General features: G+C 66.0%; 15 protein-coding genes and 1 tRNA gene. 7 read left to right on the forward strand and 9 right to left on the reverse strand.

From position 1 onward, the window contains the following. Positions 1–256 precede the first annotated feature (256 nt). From EIH27_RS05495 to EIH27_RS05510, 4 genes are all read right to left on the reverse strand, one after another. The gene (locus EIH27_RS05495) at positions 257–2,995 is read right to left on the reverse strand and encodes an alkaline phosphatase family protein (RefSeq protein WP_206424889.1); all 2,739 of its coding nucleotides are present in this window, start codon (positions 2,993–2,995) and stop codon (positions 257–259) included. Between the two features lie 127 nt (positions 2,996–3,122). Next, positions 3,123–3,195, reverse strand: a tRNA-Ala gene (locus EIH27_RS05500). A gap of 68 nt (positions 3,196–3,263) precedes the next feature. Then, positions 3,264–4,325 (reverse strand): hypothetical protein, encoded by a 1,062-nt coding sequence (locus EIH27_RS05505; RefSeq protein ID WP_124039901.1) that lies wholly within the window; start codon positions 4,323–4,325, stop codon positions 3,264–3,266. A gap of 149 nt (positions 4,326–4,474) precedes the next feature. Further along, positions 4,475–5,695 (reverse strand): molybdopterin molybdotransferase MoeA, encoded by a 1,221-nt coding sequence (locus EIH27_RS05510; protein WP_124039902.1) that lies wholly within the window; start codon positions 5,693–5,695, stop codon positions 4,475–4,477. Positions 5,696–5,823: 128 nt separating this feature from the next. Here EIH27_RS05510 and EIH27_RS05515 point away from each other — a divergent pair, with 128 nt between their 5' ends. From EIH27_RS05515 to mscL, 4 genes are all read left to right on the forward strand, one after another. Beyond that, the gene (locus EIH27_RS05515) at positions 5,824–6,441 is read left to right on the forward strand and encodes a 5-formyltetrahydrofolate cyclo-ligase (protein WP_124039903.1); all 618 of its coding nucleotides are present in this window, start codon (positions 5,824–5,826) and stop codon (positions 6,439–6,441) included. Positions 6,442–6,661: 220 nt separating this feature from the next. Next, positions 6,662–6,856 carry an FmdB family zinc ribbon protein gene (locus tag EIH27_RS05520; RefSeq protein ID WP_124039904.1) on the forward strand — a complete coding sequence of 65 codons (195 nt, stop codon included), beginning with the start codon at positions 6,662–6,664 and terminating at the stop codon, positions 6,854–6,856. Positions 6,857–6,955: 99 nt separating this feature from the next. Further along, positions 6,956–7,603 (forward strand): SAF domain-containing protein, encoded by a 648-nt coding sequence (locus EIH27_RS05525; protein ID WP_124039905.1) that lies wholly within the window; start codon positions 6,956–6,958, stop codon positions 7,601–7,603. A gap of 34 nt (positions 7,604–7,637) precedes the next feature. Next, positions 7,638–8,069 (forward strand): large conductance mechanosensitive channel protein MscL, encoded by a 432-nt coding sequence (mscL, locus tag EIH27_RS05530; RefSeq protein ID WP_124039906.1) that lies wholly within the window; start codon positions 7,638–7,640, stop codon positions 8,067–8,069. Between the two features lie 144 nt (positions 8,070–8,213). Here the strand turns inward: mscL and EIH27_RS05535 are convergent, their stop codons facing one another. Genes EIH27_RS05535 through EIH27_RS05550 form a run of 4 tightly spaced genes read right to left on the reverse strand, consistent with a single transcriptional unit; the run spans position 8,214 to position 15,017 of the window. Next, a complete protein-coding gene (locus EIH27_RS05535) occupies positions 8,214–8,417 on the reverse strand; it encodes a hypothetical protein (RefSeq protein WP_124039907.1) in 204 nt (67 codons plus the stop codon). Next, positions 8,417–12,961: a hypothetical protein gene (locus EIH27_RS05540; RefSeq protein ID WP_124039908.1), complete on the reverse strand. Its 4,545-nt coding sequence runs from the start codon at positions 12,959–12,961 to the stop codon at positions 8,417–8,419. The genes EIH27_RS05535 and EIH27_RS05540 overlap by 1 nt, the downstream gene beginning before the upstream one ends. Before the next feature lie 50 nt (positions 12,962–13,011). Beyond that, positions 13,012–13,791: a PIG-L family deacetylase gene (locus EIH27_RS05545; protein ID WP_164461610.1), complete on the reverse strand. Its 780-nt coding sequence runs from the start codon at positions 13,789–13,791 to the stop codon at positions 13,012–13,014. Beyond that, the gene (locus tag EIH27_RS05550) at positions 13,788–15,017 is read right to left on the reverse strand and encodes a glycosyltransferase (RefSeq protein WP_241152981.1); all 1,230 of its coding nucleotides are present in this window, start codon (positions 15,015–15,017) and stop codon (positions 13,788–13,790) included. Before EIH27_RS05550 ends, EIH27_RS05545 begins: the two co-directional genes overlap by 4 nt. A gap of 124 nt (positions 15,018–15,141) precedes the next feature. Between EIH27_RS05550 and EIH27_RS05555 the strand changes: the two genes are divergently transcribed. Continuing rightward, on the forward strand, positions 15,142–15,888 hold the full coding sequence (locus EIH27_RS05555) for a sulfite exporter TauE/SafE family protein (protein WP_124039910.1): 747 nt from the start codon (positions 15,142–15,144) through the stop codon (positions 15,886–15,888). Positions 15,889–15,913: 25 nt separating this feature from the next. Here EIH27_RS05555 and EIH27_RS05560 read toward each other — a convergent pair whose 3' ends face one another. Next, the gene (locus EIH27_RS05560) at positions 15,914–16,258 is read right to left on the reverse strand and encodes a hypothetical protein (RefSeq protein WP_124039911.1); all 345 of its coding nucleotides are present in this window, start codon (positions 16,256–16,258) and stop codon (positions 15,914–15,916) included. 117 nt (positions 16,259–16,375) lie between these two features. Between EIH27_RS05560 and EIH27_RS05565 the strand changes: the two genes are divergently transcribed. Further along, a complete protein-coding gene (locus EIH27_RS05565; protein WP_124039912.1) occupies positions 16,376–17,683 on the forward strand; it encodes a chloride channel protein in 1,308 nt (435 codons plus the stop codon). A gap of 86 nt (positions 17,684–17,769) precedes the next feature. Next, complete coding sequence (locus tag EIH27_RS05570) at positions 17,770–18,117, forward strand: thiamine-binding protein (RefSeq protein WP_124039913.1); 348 nt, start codon at positions 17,770–17,772, stop codon at positions 18,115–18,117. Positions 18,118–18,121: the final 4 nt, after the last annotated feature.

The following is an 18,121-nucleotide window of genomic DNA, read 5'->3' on the forward strand; positions in this document are numbered from 1 at the left end:
GACGCGTCTGTCACGGCACGGGGCCGCATCCGAAGGATGCGGCCCCGCCTGGGTTGCCACCGGGCTGCGCTACTTTCCCGCAGGATTAGCCACGCGAGAGGCTACGCTCGGCACGGTCCCTATGCCTGGGAGCTAGACGCTCTCGCGTTGATTCCCACCGCCGGAACCATCGCCCCGATGATTACCCATTGTTGATTACTTATTGCTTGGCATTTCGAGCAGCGCCCAGACACGGCGCTCAAGCGCAACACGCGGACTAGGCGTTCCCGTTGCCATGCCCGTGGATGTGCGCATGACCATGCTCGGCAGCATGACCGTGGGCATGTCCCCTCCCATTGCCGCGGCCAGCACCCCGACCGGCGTCCGTAGACGTCACGGGGCAGCTATTCACACCCGCACTTGGATCAAATAGGTTGCCGGCCGAAACATCCGGCCGCCACACCCCAACGCCATCGCTAGCAGCGCTGTAGACACCAGGATCGGGCGCGTCCGCTTCATCGTCGTCCTCATCCACCTGAACACCAGATTGAATGACATTCGCAACCGGGGCCGGCATCACAGCATCCGCGCCGCGCACAGCCTTCCAAATGGCCGTGTTGAACAACTGCTCGTCAATGGCATCCTCCTGGGACAGATCCTGCGTGGCAACCTGGGCCGCCAGTGGAGCATTCGCGCCGTTCTTCAGGGTCATGTCGTAGGAGGGACGCAGCGCCGTGTAGGGCGAAAGATCCGGCGAGGCGGAGAAGGCAGCATTCATCGGCGTCGAATAGGAATCAAACTGGGTAAGCGGCCCAACCCCCACGATCAGTTCCATCGTGTGCAGCATGGACACCGTGGAGTAGAAGTTCGAATCCACCATGCCCGTGCGCGTGTAGGGGCTGATAACCAGGCCGATCGTGCGGTGCGAGTCCACGTGGTCGGGGCCGTTTTGCGAATCATCCTCCGTCACAAAAATGGCCGTATCCTTCCAGATCGGCGAGTGGGAGACGGTCTCCACCAGCTGGCCGAGCGCCTGATCATTGTCCGCCACGTAGGCCTGCGGGGTGGGCTTACCCACCTTCGTGGCCTGCGTGTGGTCATTGCCAAACCGGACCAGCTGCACCTGCGGCACCGAGTTGGTGGCCACCATCTGGTTGAACTCGTCTTTCCACACCTCCACCGTGGGTTTGGGGCCACAGTTGCCGGTGAGGGGCGCGAAGGAATCCGCCGACTCCGGGCAGTTCAAATCCCAGCCGATGAAATCGTGATTGGTATTCGGGTCCAGCACCTCAGTATCCTGCGCGTGATTCTGGCCATCCGCCGCGTGCTTCGTGAAGAAGCCGTAATTACGGAAGCTCACATTGTTCGAAGCGAGGTGCTCCCAGAAGTAGGAGTCCCCGACCTGCGCGCGATTCTCAGGATCATTGCTTTCGCTGGGATAGGGACCCTTGCGACCCGAGTAATTGGAGGGCCACATCTGCTCCGCGTACGGATTCGAATTGGCCTGCGTTACCCAATTCCACCCGTTGGCGGACACCTCGGCGTCCGCGTAGAAGTTATCAAATGTGACAAAAACGCGGGCAAGCTTACGGGTATTCGGAGCGGATTCGTCGCCGAAAAGGTTGAGGGAGGGATCGGCGTTACCGCGCCCGTTAGAACCCAGCTCCTGATCAAAGGTGCGGTTCTCGCGCACCACATAGATGACGTGCTTGATCTTGGAGTCCTGGCCCACCGCATTGGGCACCACCGTGTTCGACGCCGTAGCGGCCGGCGTATTGTTCGCCTTCACCTGTGCCGTGTAGCGGGCGAGGGTTTTGGCGTTCGGCACGGCAATCTGCGTGACGATCCCCTTCATCATCGAACCGGAGTACTGATCCTCCGCCACCGGTCCCGGGTTCGTGGGATCCGGGTGATGAAGTCCGTTATTCGGGCCGGCACCCAGCCCCTTGGCGCTGGTCACCAGCAGCTTGTCACAGTGGAGCAGCACCTGCGTGGGGTACCAGCCGGTAGGGATGGTGCCCTTGACCTTGCCGTTGGCGGCGTTGATAACCGCTACCTCGTTATGACCCGAGTTGGTCACGTAGAGGGTCTTGTTGTCCCTGGCGATGGCCAGACCGGTGGGGTTGGCGCCCACTAGCGAGGTTTTCTCCGCGTTCACCGAAATGGTCTTGATGGTCTTGTGCGGGGCCAGGTTCACCACGGAGATGGTGTCCGCGTCCCCATTGGCCACGTAGAGCCGCTTACCATCATGGGAAAGCACGGACTTATTGGGGTGGAAGCCCACGTCAATCTTGTGGGTGGCCACCGGATGGGCGCCGCTGATATCCACCTCGGCCACGTCCGATCCGCCCTGCGAGCTCACGTAGGCGGTGCGGGAATCCTTGCTGAGCGTCACCCACACGGGCCGGTGCCCCACCGGTGCGGTATCCACGGTGTTCGTAGCCAGGTCAATAACGGAGACGGCATCGGCAAGCTGATCGGCCACCACCAGTCGCTTGGAATCACGCGTCACGGCCAGTCCAGCTGGATACATGGTGATGCTCCCACCCTTGGGGCCCTTGGTAGGCAGCAGGATTGGGTTAGTTTCCACCAATTTGCCACAGTCAAAGTAATAGGTACGGATCTTGGCATTGGCCGCCGCGGAAGCAAAGAGATGTTTACCGTCCGGAGAAATCGCCAGGCCCATGTAGAGGCTCTCCGGCGACTTGTAGGTCAGGGTTTGCACCACTTTCTTGGTGGCAAGCTCAATCACCTGGAGTGATTGGGTGCCCTGCCCATTGTTGGAGACGATGAGGTACTTGCCATCCGGGGAGACCACCTCATTGAGAGGTAGATCACCCACCTCGGTCAAATCACCCGCGGGGGTGAGCTCTTGCCCAATCGAGTTGCGCCCGGTGGTGGCGCTATTGGGGCCCGCAACGGGGGCCGCGAGGGCAGGAGTAGAAGCGAACGAAAGCGAAGCAATGGCGGTGGCGAGAGCCAGCAGCCAGCTGCGTGAATTCTTCTTAGCGTTCACGAACGTTACGCTACGGCGTCCATGTAAATACCGTCACCCATTTTGGTTACAAACGGGTACTGAGATGGTGTCACCTGTTTGTACGACGCCGCCCGGCGGTTCCACCTACCGGTCCAATAAATAAATGTGGAGCTAGGGGGATTCGAACCCCCGACCTCTTCATTGCGAACGAAGCGCGCTACCAACTGCGCCATAGCCCCTTGCGGAACTTGTTCAGTATAGCGCCGCGGGTGGGGAGAAATTCAAGATGCAGTACTGTGACCTACACCTAAGCCTGACGACGCCGCAGCGTGTCGTCGAGTGCCCGCCCGCCGGCCAGCCCGCCTCGGCTTGGTACCCGGCGCTCTGTATCCAGAGACTCCCCCACTCGCTTGGGGCGATAGGGCACCGGGGCCGAATCTACTTCGGGCGGAATATAGGGCGAGACCGCCCGGCGCACCACCCGCTGAGGTGCCGGCTTAGCCTGGCCCGACCGCGCCGGCCGCTGCCCCGCGGAAGCTGACACGGAACGGTTCGGCCGCCGCTCCTCCACACGAGCCCGCACCTTCGTCGCGCTCGGATGGGCCGTGCGCGCGGTATGAGCCCGCCCGCGCTCCGTCTCGGCCGCGCCGGACGCGACCTTCCGGTTGCGCGTGCGGGCGCTAGTTTTTGGGGACGCGGATTCCTCCGCCTCGGCGCTGTTGTCAGTACGTTCAGCGGAACCACCCGCCCGCTCAGATTTTTGCGAACCACGCTCCATGAGCGCCGCCGCCGAGTGCTGCCGCGCCGCGGGCGGACGCCGGGACGCGGACGTACCACCACGTAGGGCAGCCAGATCCGCATTGATATCCGCGATCGCGTCCCGGTCCGAAATATCCGCATCATTCATTTGCCGCAGCAGGTAGGCAAAAAACCCGCCCGCTCCGGCCGCAAGTACGGCAACCACGATGCCGGGAACCCAGCTAAAGGAACTGACAGCGGCCACAATCAGCAGAACAAGGGCGAGAACCGTCAGTACGCCCACGCCCATTCGGCCCCGCTGCCGGTTCACCGCGCGCGTGGAGATACGGGCCTTGCGCCGGCTCCGCTTGCGGACCAGCTCACCCACCTCTCCCGTGGTTCGATTCTCATCCATGATGACCTCCGGCCTGCGAAAGAGAACGGCTCCGGTGGGGCCATTCTCAGAAACTCCGTTGGGTTTCTCTGGTACGCGAAGTAACCTCAAGTTCTCCGAATATCGATCGTCAAGACTCACCTGAGCGAGCACACGGCGTCGTGAATAGAGATACGGCAGTACGTAAGCGGCGACTAGCACCACCACGACGAACAGCGCGTACCCTTCGATCCCCATGCTCGTAAGCATAGGGGCGGACCCGGGAGAGTTCCCCTCCCAGGCGGCGTGTTTTCCACCCCAGTCCACCACTCTGTGACAGGTGTGAATATTGATAACGGTGAGGGAGGGGACGTGCCGTACCTACACGGCCACGCTTCTCCCCACCTCTACCCGTTAAGGATCATGCACTCCAGTTCGTCGCCCACACTCACCTGATCCACGCCCGCCGGCACAATAGCCAAGCCGTTGGACGCGGCCAGGGCGGCCAACGAGGATTGCGCAGCATCCCCGACAGCCTCAAATTCGTAACCGCGGCGCGGATCTCCGTACACGTTCACGCGAACGAACTGTTCCCGATCCTCCGGGGACAGGAATCCCGAGGCCGCCGCGGCGCGGATGGAGCGCGGGGTGACGTGCCGATACCCGGACATATTACGCAGGGCCGGGCGCACGAACGCCTCAAAGGCCACCATGGCGGCAACCGGATTCCCGGGCAGACAGATGATGATGGCCTTCTCCGGTTCCTCCCCCACCGTGCCGACGCCGATCTGGTTCCCAGGCTCCATCGCGACGGCGTCGAACCGAACCGATCCAAGCGGCGCCAGCACCTCCTTCACCGTGTCACCGCCACCGTAGGACAGCCCGCCGGTGGTAATAATGACGTCCGCGCGCACCAGCTGATCCTGAATGGCGTCCCGTAGCGCGTTCTTCTCATCGCTCACGGCACCCACGCGGTACACCACCGCTCCCGCGGATCGCGCGGCGCAGGCAAGCGCGTGCGAATTGGCGTCATAGACATCCCCGGCCGCCAGAGCACCGCCGGGCTCCACCAGCTCATCCCCGATGGCCATGCCCCCCACGCGCGGCGCCGGACGCACACCCACGTTGGCGCGGCCCGCCGCCGCAAGCGCAGCAATGTGGCGGGAGGATAAACGGGGGCCGGCCCTGAGAATGACCGCACCCGCCTCCAGGTCCGAAGCGCGCGTGCTCACGTTATCCCCCGGCGCCACCCGGCTAAACACCGTGACCGTCACGTTGTCCTGGTCCGTATCCGCCAGCGGTACCACAGCGTCGGCACCGCGCGGCAAACGGCTTCCCGAAGCCACCCGAATAGCCGTGCCGGGGGTCAGCGCTACCACATCGCGCGTGGAGGCAAACACCTCTTCCGTGACGGGCAGCGTGACCGGAGCCGTATCCGCACCAAAGGTGGCATCCGCCTCCACCGCGTAGCCGTCCATGAGCGCCAGGTCCGCCGGCGGCACATCCACCGTGGATCTCACATCCTCGGCCAGGATGCATCCCACGGCCTCCGATAGCGTGACGCTGAACCGGTCCAGCGGCTGGGCCACATCCAATGTTTCCTTAAGCTGTTGAGCAACGGTGCGCATACCTACCTCCTGCGCGTTAGCCTACCGGCGCGCTGCGCCCGCTGCGTACGACGCGACGTGACGGTGCACATCTGGCGCACTCATCCACAGCCCAACCCAACGCGCGTCGGCGGTGAAAGAATGACCCCATGGACACCGAGTACCCTGACGTCAGCGATCTTCCAGTAGAGGACGCGAAACAGATTCTCCGGTCCCTGTGCCGCGGCCGGCGCAGCGAACTACCCGAGGGGAAGCGGCTCCTCACCGCTCAGCGTCTGGCCGATCTGGGGATGGACTTCTGCCGTGGCGCGGACACGGCGGCGGTGTATGTAAACGTGAATGCGGAGCCGCCCACGGATCTGCTTATTGATCGGCTGGCGGAGGCGAAGATTCGCGTGCTGGTCCCGAAGCTTGGTCCGGGTCTCACTCGGGAGTGGGCGGAGTATGTTTCTCGGGCGGATCTGTCCGACCAGGCACCGGGGCGGCCGCCGTCTCCCTCCGGCCCCGCCATGGATTCCCGCGTGCTGCGGGACGTGGACGTGGTGCTGGTGCCGGCGCTGCTAGTGAACACACGTGGCGAGCGCATCGGACAGGGCGGCGGCTGGTATGACCGCGTGCTCAAGGAGGTGGGCGGCGATACACGCGTGGCGGCCGTCGTCTATAGCGAGGAGTTCGTTGACTTTTCGCTCCCGCAGGAGGAGATGGATGTACGCGTGCCCTGGGCACTAACGCCGGACGGTGTGCGGCACATGAACGCCACGGAGTAGTACGGCCGCCACTCTTAGGCTTGCCAGCACGACGCCGTTCGGTCGCGGCGCCACACGCCGGGCTGGAATGACGGGGGAGCGAGCGAACACCACACTGTGACCAGGAACGCCGCGGTTGCGCGGTAGGCGAATCGAGGGGTGGGCGAGGGGCGCACGTTCGGGCGTAGAGTTAGCACTCGTTGGCGCCGAGTGCCGATTTCCCCGGCGCGGAGGAGGATTTGTGCCCACCTATTCGTATCGTTGCCCCGATTGCGGCTATGCATTTGACGCGCACCAGCACATGTCGGACCCTCCGATCACCACCTGCCCCAACTGCGGGAAGAATAATGTACGTAAGTCCTTCGGTCCCACCGGCGTGGTGTTCAAGGGCTCGGGCTTCTATCACACGGATTCGCGCGCGGCGGCGAAAAAGTAGGAGCTGCGCTGATGGTCCACAGATTTTAGTAAGTGGGCCGCATCCACAGGCACGGCCCACCCGCCACGAAGCGCACTACCAGCTCCATAGCGTGGAGCCATGCAGAAACTTCATGCCGCACTGTGGCGGTGGCGCTACTTTCTTATAGCCCTCGCCACGTTCGCCGCACTCACCACGGGGCTGGCCGGGCTCAACGGTCTCACACCCGCCACCCGCACGGTGGTGGTGACCGCCGCCGAGGTGTCAGCGGGTACACGCTTAGATACCAACACGGTGGCGCTTGCGGAGGTGCCGGAAAACCTCATACCTACCGGCGCCATTACTGATCGCAGCGAAGCCGTGGGACACGTGGTGACAGCAGCTCTCCCCGCGGGCATGCCCATTTCCACCGGCGTACTCCTGGGCGAGGAATTTCTCAGCGCTGCACCACCCGGGCGCGTTGTGGTGCCCATCAGTATTCAGGCGGACGGCACCGAACGCGTAGCTATCCCCGGCGCCACGGTGGCCCTGTATGCCACGCCCGATAATCTTGCGGATAGCAAGGAAGCAGTGGAAGTCACACGGAATGCACTGGTGGTAGGTCGCGGAGAGAATGTTGAATCCGGCAGCATTGTGACGGGAGAGCACACCAGCACGTTGCAAATCTACGTGGCAGTAGAGCAGAATCGCGCTAACCTTGTCATTGGTTATGGGGCGACGGCGCTATTGCGGGCTGTGCTCATTGCCCCGCCATCGTCATCCCCCTAATCCACGTACCGGTTGATTAGCAGGGAGGAAAACCATGCTCAATGGCTTCAAGAAGTTCATCATGCAGGGCAACCCGATTGATGTGGCGGTCGGCTTCATCATCGGCGCCGCGTTCAGCGGAATTGTCACGGCACTCACGGAGAAGGTGCTCATGCCAATCCTGGCCGGACTGTTCGGCCAGCCGAACTTCGATTCCGTACTCCAGTTCCACATTCACGATTCACTGGTGCAGCCCGGCGCCATTATCACGGCACTCATTAATTTCCTGCTGGTGGCCGCGGCGCTGTACTTCTGCCTGGTGGCGCCGATGAACGCATACAAGGAGCGCCATGCAAAGCCGGCGGAAGCTCCGGCCGATTCCGCCGAGGTGGCCGTTCTCAAGGAGATTCGCGATCGGCTCTCCTCCGCGCACGTAACCGCTCCAACCGCCGCACACGGCGCCGATGGTGCGCACGCGGCAAACTAGCGCGATAACGGTGGCGGCCTGCGGGCCGCCACTTTTGTATACAGCGATCTTTTGTCTGCAACCAACAGCGAAATCGCTGCGCGGAGAATCAGCGGTGCGGCGCTAGTACCGTTCGCGTGACCCTTCCCCGGCTCCTCTATCCGGCTACAGCTTCCCGAAGTGCGGTGGGCGCTCTGCCAGCAAGGCTGCCTCGGCGGCATTGCGCGGCGTTACCGTGCGCTGCCTCCGGCGCACCTCTTTCCCCTCCGATTCGCCAAGGGCCTCCTCCGGCGTGGCAATCTCCCCGCGGTCCAGCCGCGCCTGATCCACGGTGGAGAGCCGGATGGCCGGCTTATGCTGGCGCCCCATCAGTTCCGCGCCAATCCGGACCGGCGCACCACGTTGCGCAGGATCGCATCCACCTGGGTACCGCGCCGCCGAATATCCAGCTCCGCGCGCAGGGCATCCATGAGTTGCTCCTCCGTGCGCGGTAACTCGTCCGAAGCAATCCAGGCCGTCATCTCATCCAGTTCGTCATCCGAATAGGCGGCCAACGGCAGGCCAGCCGTGATGCGGGGAGCCGGCCCACGATCCTTCGCCACCGGAGCGGGAACCACCGGGGCCTCCTCAGCCACGGCCGGCTCCGCGGCGTTGTCGTTGGACGGCGTGTACGTTTCCCACGAATCCGCGTGGAAATCCTCCGGCTGCGGCACAGGACCACGCGCCAGAGCGGGCTCCTCACCGGTCACCAGGCGCGCAATCTTATTCACTTCGGCCTGCGGGTCCAGGAACACCGAGGTGGAGTAGGTCCGGTAGGCCTGCCAACCGTGCGCCTCAAGCACCTCCGGCCAGTAGCGATCCCGGCGGCGGAGCGAGGACTCGGCGGCGTAGGCGTCGTCGTCCCAGAGGACAGCCACGCTGAACACGCCATCCTTCCCCACGGCCAGCGGCACCCGGGGCCCGTTCTCATACCCGTACTGCAGCGCCACCGAGAAGCCCGCCAGCGTCAACCGCTTCGCCAAGTCGCGCAGCAGCGCATCGGAATCCTCCGGGTGGGCGGTGGCCGTGGAGGCGCTCTCCCCACCGGCCGCAGCCGTGAGCAACGCGGCCAATAGGCGGGTGCCGGGCGAGGTGACACCTTCCAACCCCAGCTCCTCCGGGGCGATCGAGGAGATCACCGTGAGGCGTTCCCGCGCCGAGGCCAGACCGGCCACCAGCCCCTCCACGCCATCGTTGGAACCCAAATCACCAAACGTGTGCAGCACGCGCCCCGTGGTGGTCTTCCCGAGGCCAACGGTGAGAATCACGCGATCCCGGTGCAGATTCGCGGCACCATCCAGGGTGACCACCTCGAAGGGCTCATTGGGGGAGGCAGCCAGAGCACGCGCCAGCACCGAGTTCGCGGACGCCATCTCCCGTACCGCCTGCGCCACCTTCTCCGCGTGACCCCGGGAAATCGAGACAACACCGAGGGTGCGATCCGGGTGGGTGAGGTAGTGCTCCACCACCGCGTCGACGACGGCGTTCACTTCGGCCGCCGGACCCTCCACCATTCCCGAAATTGGCGAGGGCACGCCGCGGCCATCCACCACCGTGAGACGCGACTCCTGCTGCCGCCCCACCCCGGGAATCGGGGTAAGGCCATCGGCGAGCCCGTGCGCGGTGAGGAATTCGGTGGCGAAATCGTCATAGAAGCCGCGGAAGGTAGGCAGGGTGGCCATTGGGAGCGCCGCGGAAATCCGCGCGAAGGCGGAATCCTCCTCGCAGCGAGCGCTATCCCCCGCCACCACCAGCTGACTGCCACGCGTCATCACCGACACGGCCGTGGCCAGATCCGAATGCCCCAGGCCGTCCATGATAACCAGGTCTGCCCAGGGGCGGTGGGGCACGTAGCGGGCCACCATGAGCGCCGGCATGATCCACACCGGGCGGGACAGCTGCACCAGATCACGGTGGCTGGCCATGACGCCCGCCAGGGCCGCCGGGCCCCGGTCACGTAGCTCGGCATCCAGCGCCAGGGTTTCGTCGCGGCGCTTCCGGGCCCCGTCGCGCATACGCGCCACCACCGCCCGGTGAACCGGCGCGGGAAGCGTGGAGGTGTGCTGCTTGTCCAGTGCGCGCACATCCCGCGCCAGCACGGATAGTTCATCCGCCGAAACGGCCGCCAAATCCGGATTCTTAGCCACCAGCTGCTCGAAGAGCGCGTTCGCCTGCGCCAGGTCCAATTCGCTGACCACGCGGTCAACGGTCACCTCGCGAGCCGCCAAATCATCAATCAACTCCCCGAAGCCGGCCCGCCGCAGATCACCGGTCACCCGGTTGCGCCGCACCAGCGTATCCAGCTCCTCGCTCTGAGAGGCGAGGTCCCGGGTGAGGGCCAGCAGGTCCTCAAACGGGAGCGTGGCCAGGTCATCACGGTCCAGGTAGCCCGCGAGCGCGCTCACGTCCTCGGACACCTCGTCCGCGGTGGCCCGGATCCGCGGCATGCCGGCCGGAACCTTGGGCCATCCACCCTCGGAGTTGTAGCGCCGCCAAATATCGCGCTGCGTCTGCACTTCCTCGAGGGCCGCGTGGAGGTTCCCCACCCGCACGCCGGGCCGGAGGTAATCCTGTGCCCGCTTGGTGAGAGCGCGGCGCTGAGAGCGTTTCATCTCCTCACCATGGTCGCGTCGCCACTGCTCGGTGGCTGTGGCCACCACCATGTCCTGGGCGGACCGTTCGTAGATAGCGGGCTGGAATACATCCAGCGTGGCCGCCACACCCTCCAGCATGCCCACCTGCTCAAACCAGGCGTCCAGCGTGGCGGGCCGGGCCAAGCCGGTTTCCCCGGCGGCGCGCTGTGATTGGGACATGACCAGCGGGATGGATTCGGCCGCCAGCCGCTGCGCGAGGCTGAGTGCCCGGGCGGCATCATTCTTATGGTCCAGCGGGCTGCCGCTCCACGCACCGGCCGCACCCCCGGCGAAGGCATCCAGCCGGGCTGCCTCCTCCAGGCTGGCCGCCACGCCGGCGTGATCCTCCACCACCATTCGGGCCGCGTCATGCGGGAGCCGGATGCGGGTGGCGGGGCCATTCGCATGCTCGGTGAGTTCCGCCAGCTTCTCCAGCACCGCATAGAGGGAGGTGCGCCATTCCGGATCTATCGTATGGAGCGCCCGCACGTAGGTTTCCAGCCGCTCCCGTGCTTCCCGCAGCCGGCTTCGCAGCGCCTTAGTGCCCTCCAGGTCAACCTCGGGGAGCGCCTGGCGCAGTCCGGTGCGCAGCCGGTAGGGTGCCCCCTCCACGTCCGTGAGGTCCAGCACCAGGTCACCCACACCCAGCCGGTCCAGTTCGGCCTTGAGGGCCGCACCGCTGGCCCCATTCCCCGGCACGTACAGCACCGAGCGGCCGGAGGCGGCAGCGTCGGCCACAACGCCGGCCAGCGTTTCAATGGCGTGGGAGCCCGGCGGGGTATTGACCGCAATATTCCTACCCGTTGCCACCGCCTCAATGACGGCCAGCTCCCGCACGTCGTGATCGCCAACGCCGCGCTCCGCCTCGGGTGCCCGGTCGGCGAGATTCGCGGGCGGGAGCGGCGCGGCAGAAAGCTTCCGCGTCGCCGCATCCCCCTCTACCGCGGCCACCAGTCCCGAATCCGCAATGTAGGGACGCATCGCTTCGACGTCGTCCAGCATGGTCCGCGCGGCGTCCGTAAACGTACCGAGGAGCACGCGCGGCCGGTAGGAGGCGCCCGGCAGGTAGATGTGCCCGAGCCGGCGCACGGCGTCCAGAATGTCGTCGGCGCTGGTGGCCGCACTCACCGTATCGGCGAGGCGCCGCAGTTCGCGCACCGGTGTGCCGTGGGCGCGTAGGGCGCGCTGAATGGCGGGATTAACCTCGAACGCGAAAGTCTGGGTGATGCGCGCGTCCACGCCCGCATCCTCCATGCGCACCGCCTCGTAGACGATGGGTTCAGAGATTTCGCGGACCGTACCCGTAGCACGGGCGGGCCGTCCCGCACCGCCTGGAGTTGCTGCCGAAGCGCCCCCGCTTGACGTCGACGCCTCCCGTCCCGCATCCGTTACGGAACTACCTTCCGCACCGCCCCGCGCAATCGAGCCGGGCCGGCGCATCCCGCTCCCCACGTCCACCCCCGACGTGGCCGAGCGAAGCCGCTGCTCCGCCTCCTGCTGCGCACGCGCAATAATCTCGGGACTGAGCTTCAGTTCACCCGTGTCCTCGTAGGAGGAAGAGAGCTCATCGGCCGGCTCGCGCTCCGGCAACTCCGTCCAGGTGAGGGAGCCGATGGCCAGTTGTGTGGGCGCGTACCCGTTCTCGGTGGACATCCGCTCAATCTTGGCGCGCAGAGCCGCAAGCGCGTTGAAGGCCGCCTGCTGCGCCTTTTCCTCCCGGATCAGGGAGGAAAGCAGGGTGGGTGATCCCGCCGCGAAAGCCGCCCCACCGCTGGGATGCCGGTGCGTAAGATCCACGACGGCCACGGTGTCCACCGCCGAACCGGCGTGCTCGCGCAGGTAGGCGCGGTAGCCGTCAATGGCGCGCAGCATCCGCTCCTCCCGCGATATCGCCGTGTCCGGCACCGGCGCCGTGTGTTTTCCGCGCCGGGGCTCAGCTTCTCCGCCGCGTTCTGCCGGGGCGTTCTCCGCGCCCTGTGTATCAGCCGGCTGTGCACCTCCCGCATGTGTGCCGGTCGTGTCCGCCGTACCGGTGGCAAGCTGTTCGCGCGGATTCACATCGCCGGCCTGTGCGGCAGGTCCGGCGGCGCTATCCGCCGTGTTCTTTCCTTGAGGCGGCACCGATGTGGCGCCACTTACCTGTTCCGCGGCGCTCGCTGCGGGGACCTCGGCCTGCGGTTCGACGCTGGCTCCGCGGCGATCCGCACCGTTCTTCTTGCGCTGGGAAAAGAAAGGACTCACCTAACCAAACTACCGAGAATCGCGCCCGATTGCTCTAGCCGCGCCGGATGTCACTTGAGCACCACGCGCAGTGGAAGCGCCTGCGTATTGCCGCCCACGTGGCGAATATAGGCATTATTCACCACTTCCAGCTGGGAGCCGTAGCAATTCAGTGCCGCAATAACGGCCTCACGCTGTTCCGGTGTTTCGACGACGACGCCCGCCTCCGTCCTGCCCTCTCCAGGGGCGGGTGGTACGTCACCACCGGAGACAATCTGAATAAATGGGATACCGGCGCGCTGAGCCGCACCCTCCGCCACCGTGTGGGCGCGGACGTGATCCGGGTGGCCGTAGGAGCCCCCGGCGTCGTACCCGATGAGAACGGTGGCACCGACCGCGGAGGCAAACGCGGCGGCGTCGGCAATTTCCTCCGCAAGTGGGCCACGCGTGAAAGCCGCAGGTGAGGCGTGCGGAGCCGGGCCAGCCACCCCGGGGCGGACCCACGCCATGCCGGAATCCTCGTATCTCCGCGGCGCGGCGGTGGCACGGGCGGGGCGAACGCCGAGGAAACAGAAGGCGCCCACCCCCAGAATGGCGCGGGCACGCGCGGACTCCTGCGTCCGGAGCTCCACCAGCTGAGCGGGGGTGAAACCGGGCGGAAGCGTGCCGGGGCGTGCCTCACCCTGTTCACCGCGCGTGGCCGTGAGGACAAGAGGCGCCCGGCCCGCGGCGGCGAGTGCGGCGGTGAGGCCACCCGCCTGCAGCACCTCGTCATCCGGATGGGCGTGAAGGAATAACGGCCGGGCAAAGACGGGTCCGAATGCGGCCTCCAGCCGGGATAGCAGGCTCATAGCACCTCCCGGTATGCGGCGAGATACTCGGCCGCCGTTGTGCTCCACGTACGGGTGAGCGCCCATCGACGCCCTGCTCCACCGTGGGCCGCGCGCAAAGCCGGGTCAGTGGCGTAGCGGGCGATGGCCGCGCCCCAGTCCTCTGGATCGCGCGTATCAATGAGCGTCCCGGTCACGCCATCCCGCACGGATTCCCGCATGCCGGAGGCCCGCCAGGCCACCACCGGGATACCGGAGGCGGAGGCCTCCAGGTTGATGATGCCGAATGTTTCGGAGAAGGATGGGGTGGCCAGAAGGAGTGCATGCCGGAGCGCTGCTGCCAGATCTTCCCGCGAGAGCGAGCCGATGAAGCGCACATCCCTCTCCAGTCCAAGCGCTGCCACCAGCTCGCGTAGCTCCCCCTCATAGCCGGCGAAATCCGGTGACGCTGCACCGGCAATGACGGCCACCGGGCGGCGATCGGAGGGGAGGGTGGCCATCGCGCGCAGTAGCAGATCCGGCGCCTTGAGGGGCTGGAGCCGGGCCGCGAAGAATACGTAGGGGCGGTCGTCGGTGAGACTGGCGAGCCATGCCGGTCGCGCCTCCGCCGCGGGCCGAAACTGGTGCGTATCCACACCGGGCTGTGCCACGCGCACCGGCTCACGCACCGTGTAGGTATCCCGAATCAGGCGTTCCTCCACCCCGGACACGGCAATAATGAGGTCCGACTCCGCCGCCGCACGCGCCTCGCCGGCCGCACGCCCGGGCGATTCGGGAGGCTCCCCGCCCGCCAGTCCCGTGCCCGGGCGGGCAGCTAGGGAATGGAAGGAGACCGCGTGAGGCAGTCCCGCCGCGTGCGCGGCCGGCAGTGCTGCCACGGCCGCAAACCAGTGGTGGGCGTGCACAATATCCACCGGATGGTCGGCAAGCCAGCCGGCGAACTGGCTCGCAAACGGGGCAATAAGCGCCTCCGCCGCCGATTTCGCCACCGCGCGTGCCGGACCCGCAGGAAGGTAGAACACCCGCACGCCATCAGCCACGTCCGCCATAGCCGGCTGATCGGGTGCGCTCCGCCGCGTCACCAGGTCCACCCGGTGCCCGGCTCGCCCCAACGCCAGGGCAACGTTGGTCACCACCACGTTGAGCCCACCGGCGTCGCCCTCACCGGGCGTGGCCAGGGGCGAGGTGTGGAGCACCGGCATGGCAATCCGAAGCCGTCCGGCGTCATTCAGGCGTTGTTCTCTCACAATTCCTTACCCTATCCTGCCCCGCCGGCGGGCTTGGCGCCCGGCCCAGCAGCCCCGCGCGGCACAATGGAACCTGCGCGGTAGCTTGCCCGCGCGCCAAGAAGGAGGAGCCCGAAGGAGGAACATGGTGCAGGTACTCATTGTGCTGGCCGGCGTGGGAGCGGGTGCGGTGAACACGATGGTGGGTTCCGGTTCGCTCATCTCCTACCCGATCATGGTGGCGCTGGGCATCCCACCGGTCACCGCAAACGTGGCGAATTCCGTGGGATTGACGCCGGGCTCAATCGCGGGCGCGTGGGGATATCGAAGCGAACTGCGGGGTGTTCCTCCCCGTCCACTGTGGATGCTGGCCGGGCTCAGCGCCGCGGGCGGTGCAATCGGTGCCGCCCTACTCACGGTAGCGCCGGAAACGGCCTTCGAATTTGTGGTGCCGGTGCTTATCCTCGCGGCCACCGTCCTCATGGCACTCCAGCCACGTATCGCTACTCACGACGACGCCGGCCGCACCCATCCCGTTGCCCTCGCTATCCTGGTACTTGCGGCCGGTATTTACGGTGGGTATTTTTCCGCCGCACAGGGCATTGTGCTGCTGGGGATCCTGGGGCTCTGCACCACCGGCGGCATTCAGCGGCACAACGCGATAAAGAACCTGCTGCAGGCCATCGTCAATCTGGTGGCCTCCGTGTATTTCGTGGTAACCGGTGCGGTGGCATGGGACATTGCCGGCTTACTCGCCGCCGGCGCCATCGTGGGCGCCATCGGCGGGGCCGCCGTGGGCAAGCGGATACCCGAGCGGCCGCTACGCATCGCAGTTGTTATCTTCGGCCTGGTGGTCACCGGAGTCCTGGGCTACCAGGCGCTTTTCCGCTAGTAACGCGGCGCAATCCGCCGGGTTACTAGCGCCGCCGGCGCAGCACCCGCACCTCCGCTGTACCGGCCGCAACAAGCGCCACCACAATCGCCGGATACATCACGTTGGTCCACCCGGGCGGCGCGGCCCCGGCCGCAACCGCGTTCTCCGTGGCCGCGTAGGCACTGAACACCACGAAGGCGCCCACCAGTGTGACAAGCCAGCACCCGACAATTAACCAGCGGTTCTTTACCGTCAACGCCGAATCACGGCTGGCCGCCACAATACCTACCAGCAGCGCGATGAGCGTGAGCAGCATGCCCGCAGCCCCAAACGGAGACAGCACCAGCAGCAGTATCGGGGTGGCAATCTCAATGCCGTGCGAACTCATAGGGCTCCTTCTACCGCACCAACAGAAGCGTCCTACTTACCCTAGCGCCGGCGTCGAACGATCCGAAGCCGCCGTATCCACCCGGCGTCGCTCCGCCTGCCGTGGCAACATGGGACCATGACAACATCGCGCCCCACCCCTCTCCCGCGCTGGCTCGCGGCGCTGGCGCTCGCGGGGCTGGCCACCGGCGTGGGCGGGCTGGCCTGCAACCTGCTTCTTTACGGCGTGCAGCTGGCGGTGTTCGGGCGACAGGTGTTCAGCGGGTACGGCTCCCTTGAGGCGGTGCCCACCGCGCGGCGAATCCTGGGGCCACTGATTCTTTTCGCGCTGGGTGGGCTCGCCTGGTGGTACCTGCGCGCCCACGCGAGCCGGCAGCGCACCCTCTCAATGAACGCAGGTATTCGCGGACAGCGCATGTCCCATTTTACCCCGCTCGACGTGGCCACCCAGGTGTCCGTGGTGGGCGCCGGACTCTCGATCGGCCGCGAAGCCGCACCACGTCAGCTGGCCGTATGGGCCTCGCAGTACCTGGAACGCTGGCTGCGTATTTCCGGGCGCGACGCCGTTATCCTCTCCGCCGCCGCGGCCGGCGCGGGATTGGCAGCCGTCTACAACACGCCGCTCGCCGGTGTGGCCATGGCCTGGGCGTTGCTAGCCCCGCGTGAGGTGCGCAGCTGGCGGCTGTTTCTCTCCTCGCTGCCCGTAAGCGCTTTAGCCACGGTGGTGCCCTGGGTGATGACGGGCAACCGGCCCTACTACCTGCTGCCACACATGGATCTGGGCGCACTGAACAGCGGGCAACTCTTCGGCGACAACGTATTCGGCCCGCGGACCGCCGCCGGAGCTCTCGCGCTGCTGTGCGCGATCGCGGTGGGGCTCATGCTTCTGGGTGGGGCCGGCGGAGAATTGTTCGCCCGCTTCCTCGTGTTCGCTCAACACCGTGTCCACCACGGCCCGCTCCGGGCGCGAGCCGTACTCTGGACTGTTCCGTTTGCCGGCCTCGCCGCCGTGGCACTCGCCTTTGTACTTCCAAAAGTGGGAAGTAACGGCGCGGTGCAGGTCCAATTCATGGTCGGAGCGGCACCGGCGATTCCGCTTCTGGTGGCCTACGGACTGGCAAAACCGGCGCTCACCTGGCTGGCCGTGCGCGCGGGCGCGTCCGGGGGCCGCATCGCCCCCGCGCTGGCCACCGGCGCCACGTTGGGCGCACTGGTGGCCGCCCTCCTCGGCGCGGAGTACACAGCACTTATACTGCTGGTCCTCGTGACCATGGCGGCATTTTTCGCCGCTTCCCAGCGCTCCGGTGTGTTTGGTGGGCTGTTTGTTATTGAGCTCCTCCGCCCACCGCTTTCCGTGGCCGGAGCGGTATTGCTCGCGGGCTTGGCCGGTTACGGCACCGCTCGGCTGTTCTTCCGCCGGCGTTAGCGGCACCGGTTACCGGAGCCGCCTAGGACCGGTTATCGGGGTCGCCTAGGATTGTGGCACACGGTCACTGCACAGAGGAGTCCATCATGATGCTCGCGTTTTCTATTCAGCCCACGGGGACCAGCCGCGCCGACGGCCTGGTGACGGAGGCGGTAGCCGAGGCCGTCAAAGTAGTGCGAGCCTCGGGCCTGCCCAACCGCACCACCGCCATGTTCACCGAGATCGAGGGATCCTGGGATGAAGTATTCGGCGTGGTCAAGCGCGCCACCGAGGCCGTGGCGCCCTTTGGTTCCCGGATCGGCCTGGTGATCAAGGCGGATATTCGTCCGGGCGCCACCGGCGAAATCGACGCAAAGTTGGACCGCATGGAGCAGGCGATCAAGGAATCGGAGGCCGGCGACGCCGATAGCGCTTCCGGCGTACAAGAGTGCTAGAGCA

Source organism: Neoactinobaculum massilliense (assembly GCF_900604955.1).
Taxonomy (GTDB): domain Bacteria; phylum Actinomycetota; class Actinomycetes; order Actinomycetales; family Actinomycetaceae; genus Neoactinobaculum; species Neoactinobaculum massilliense.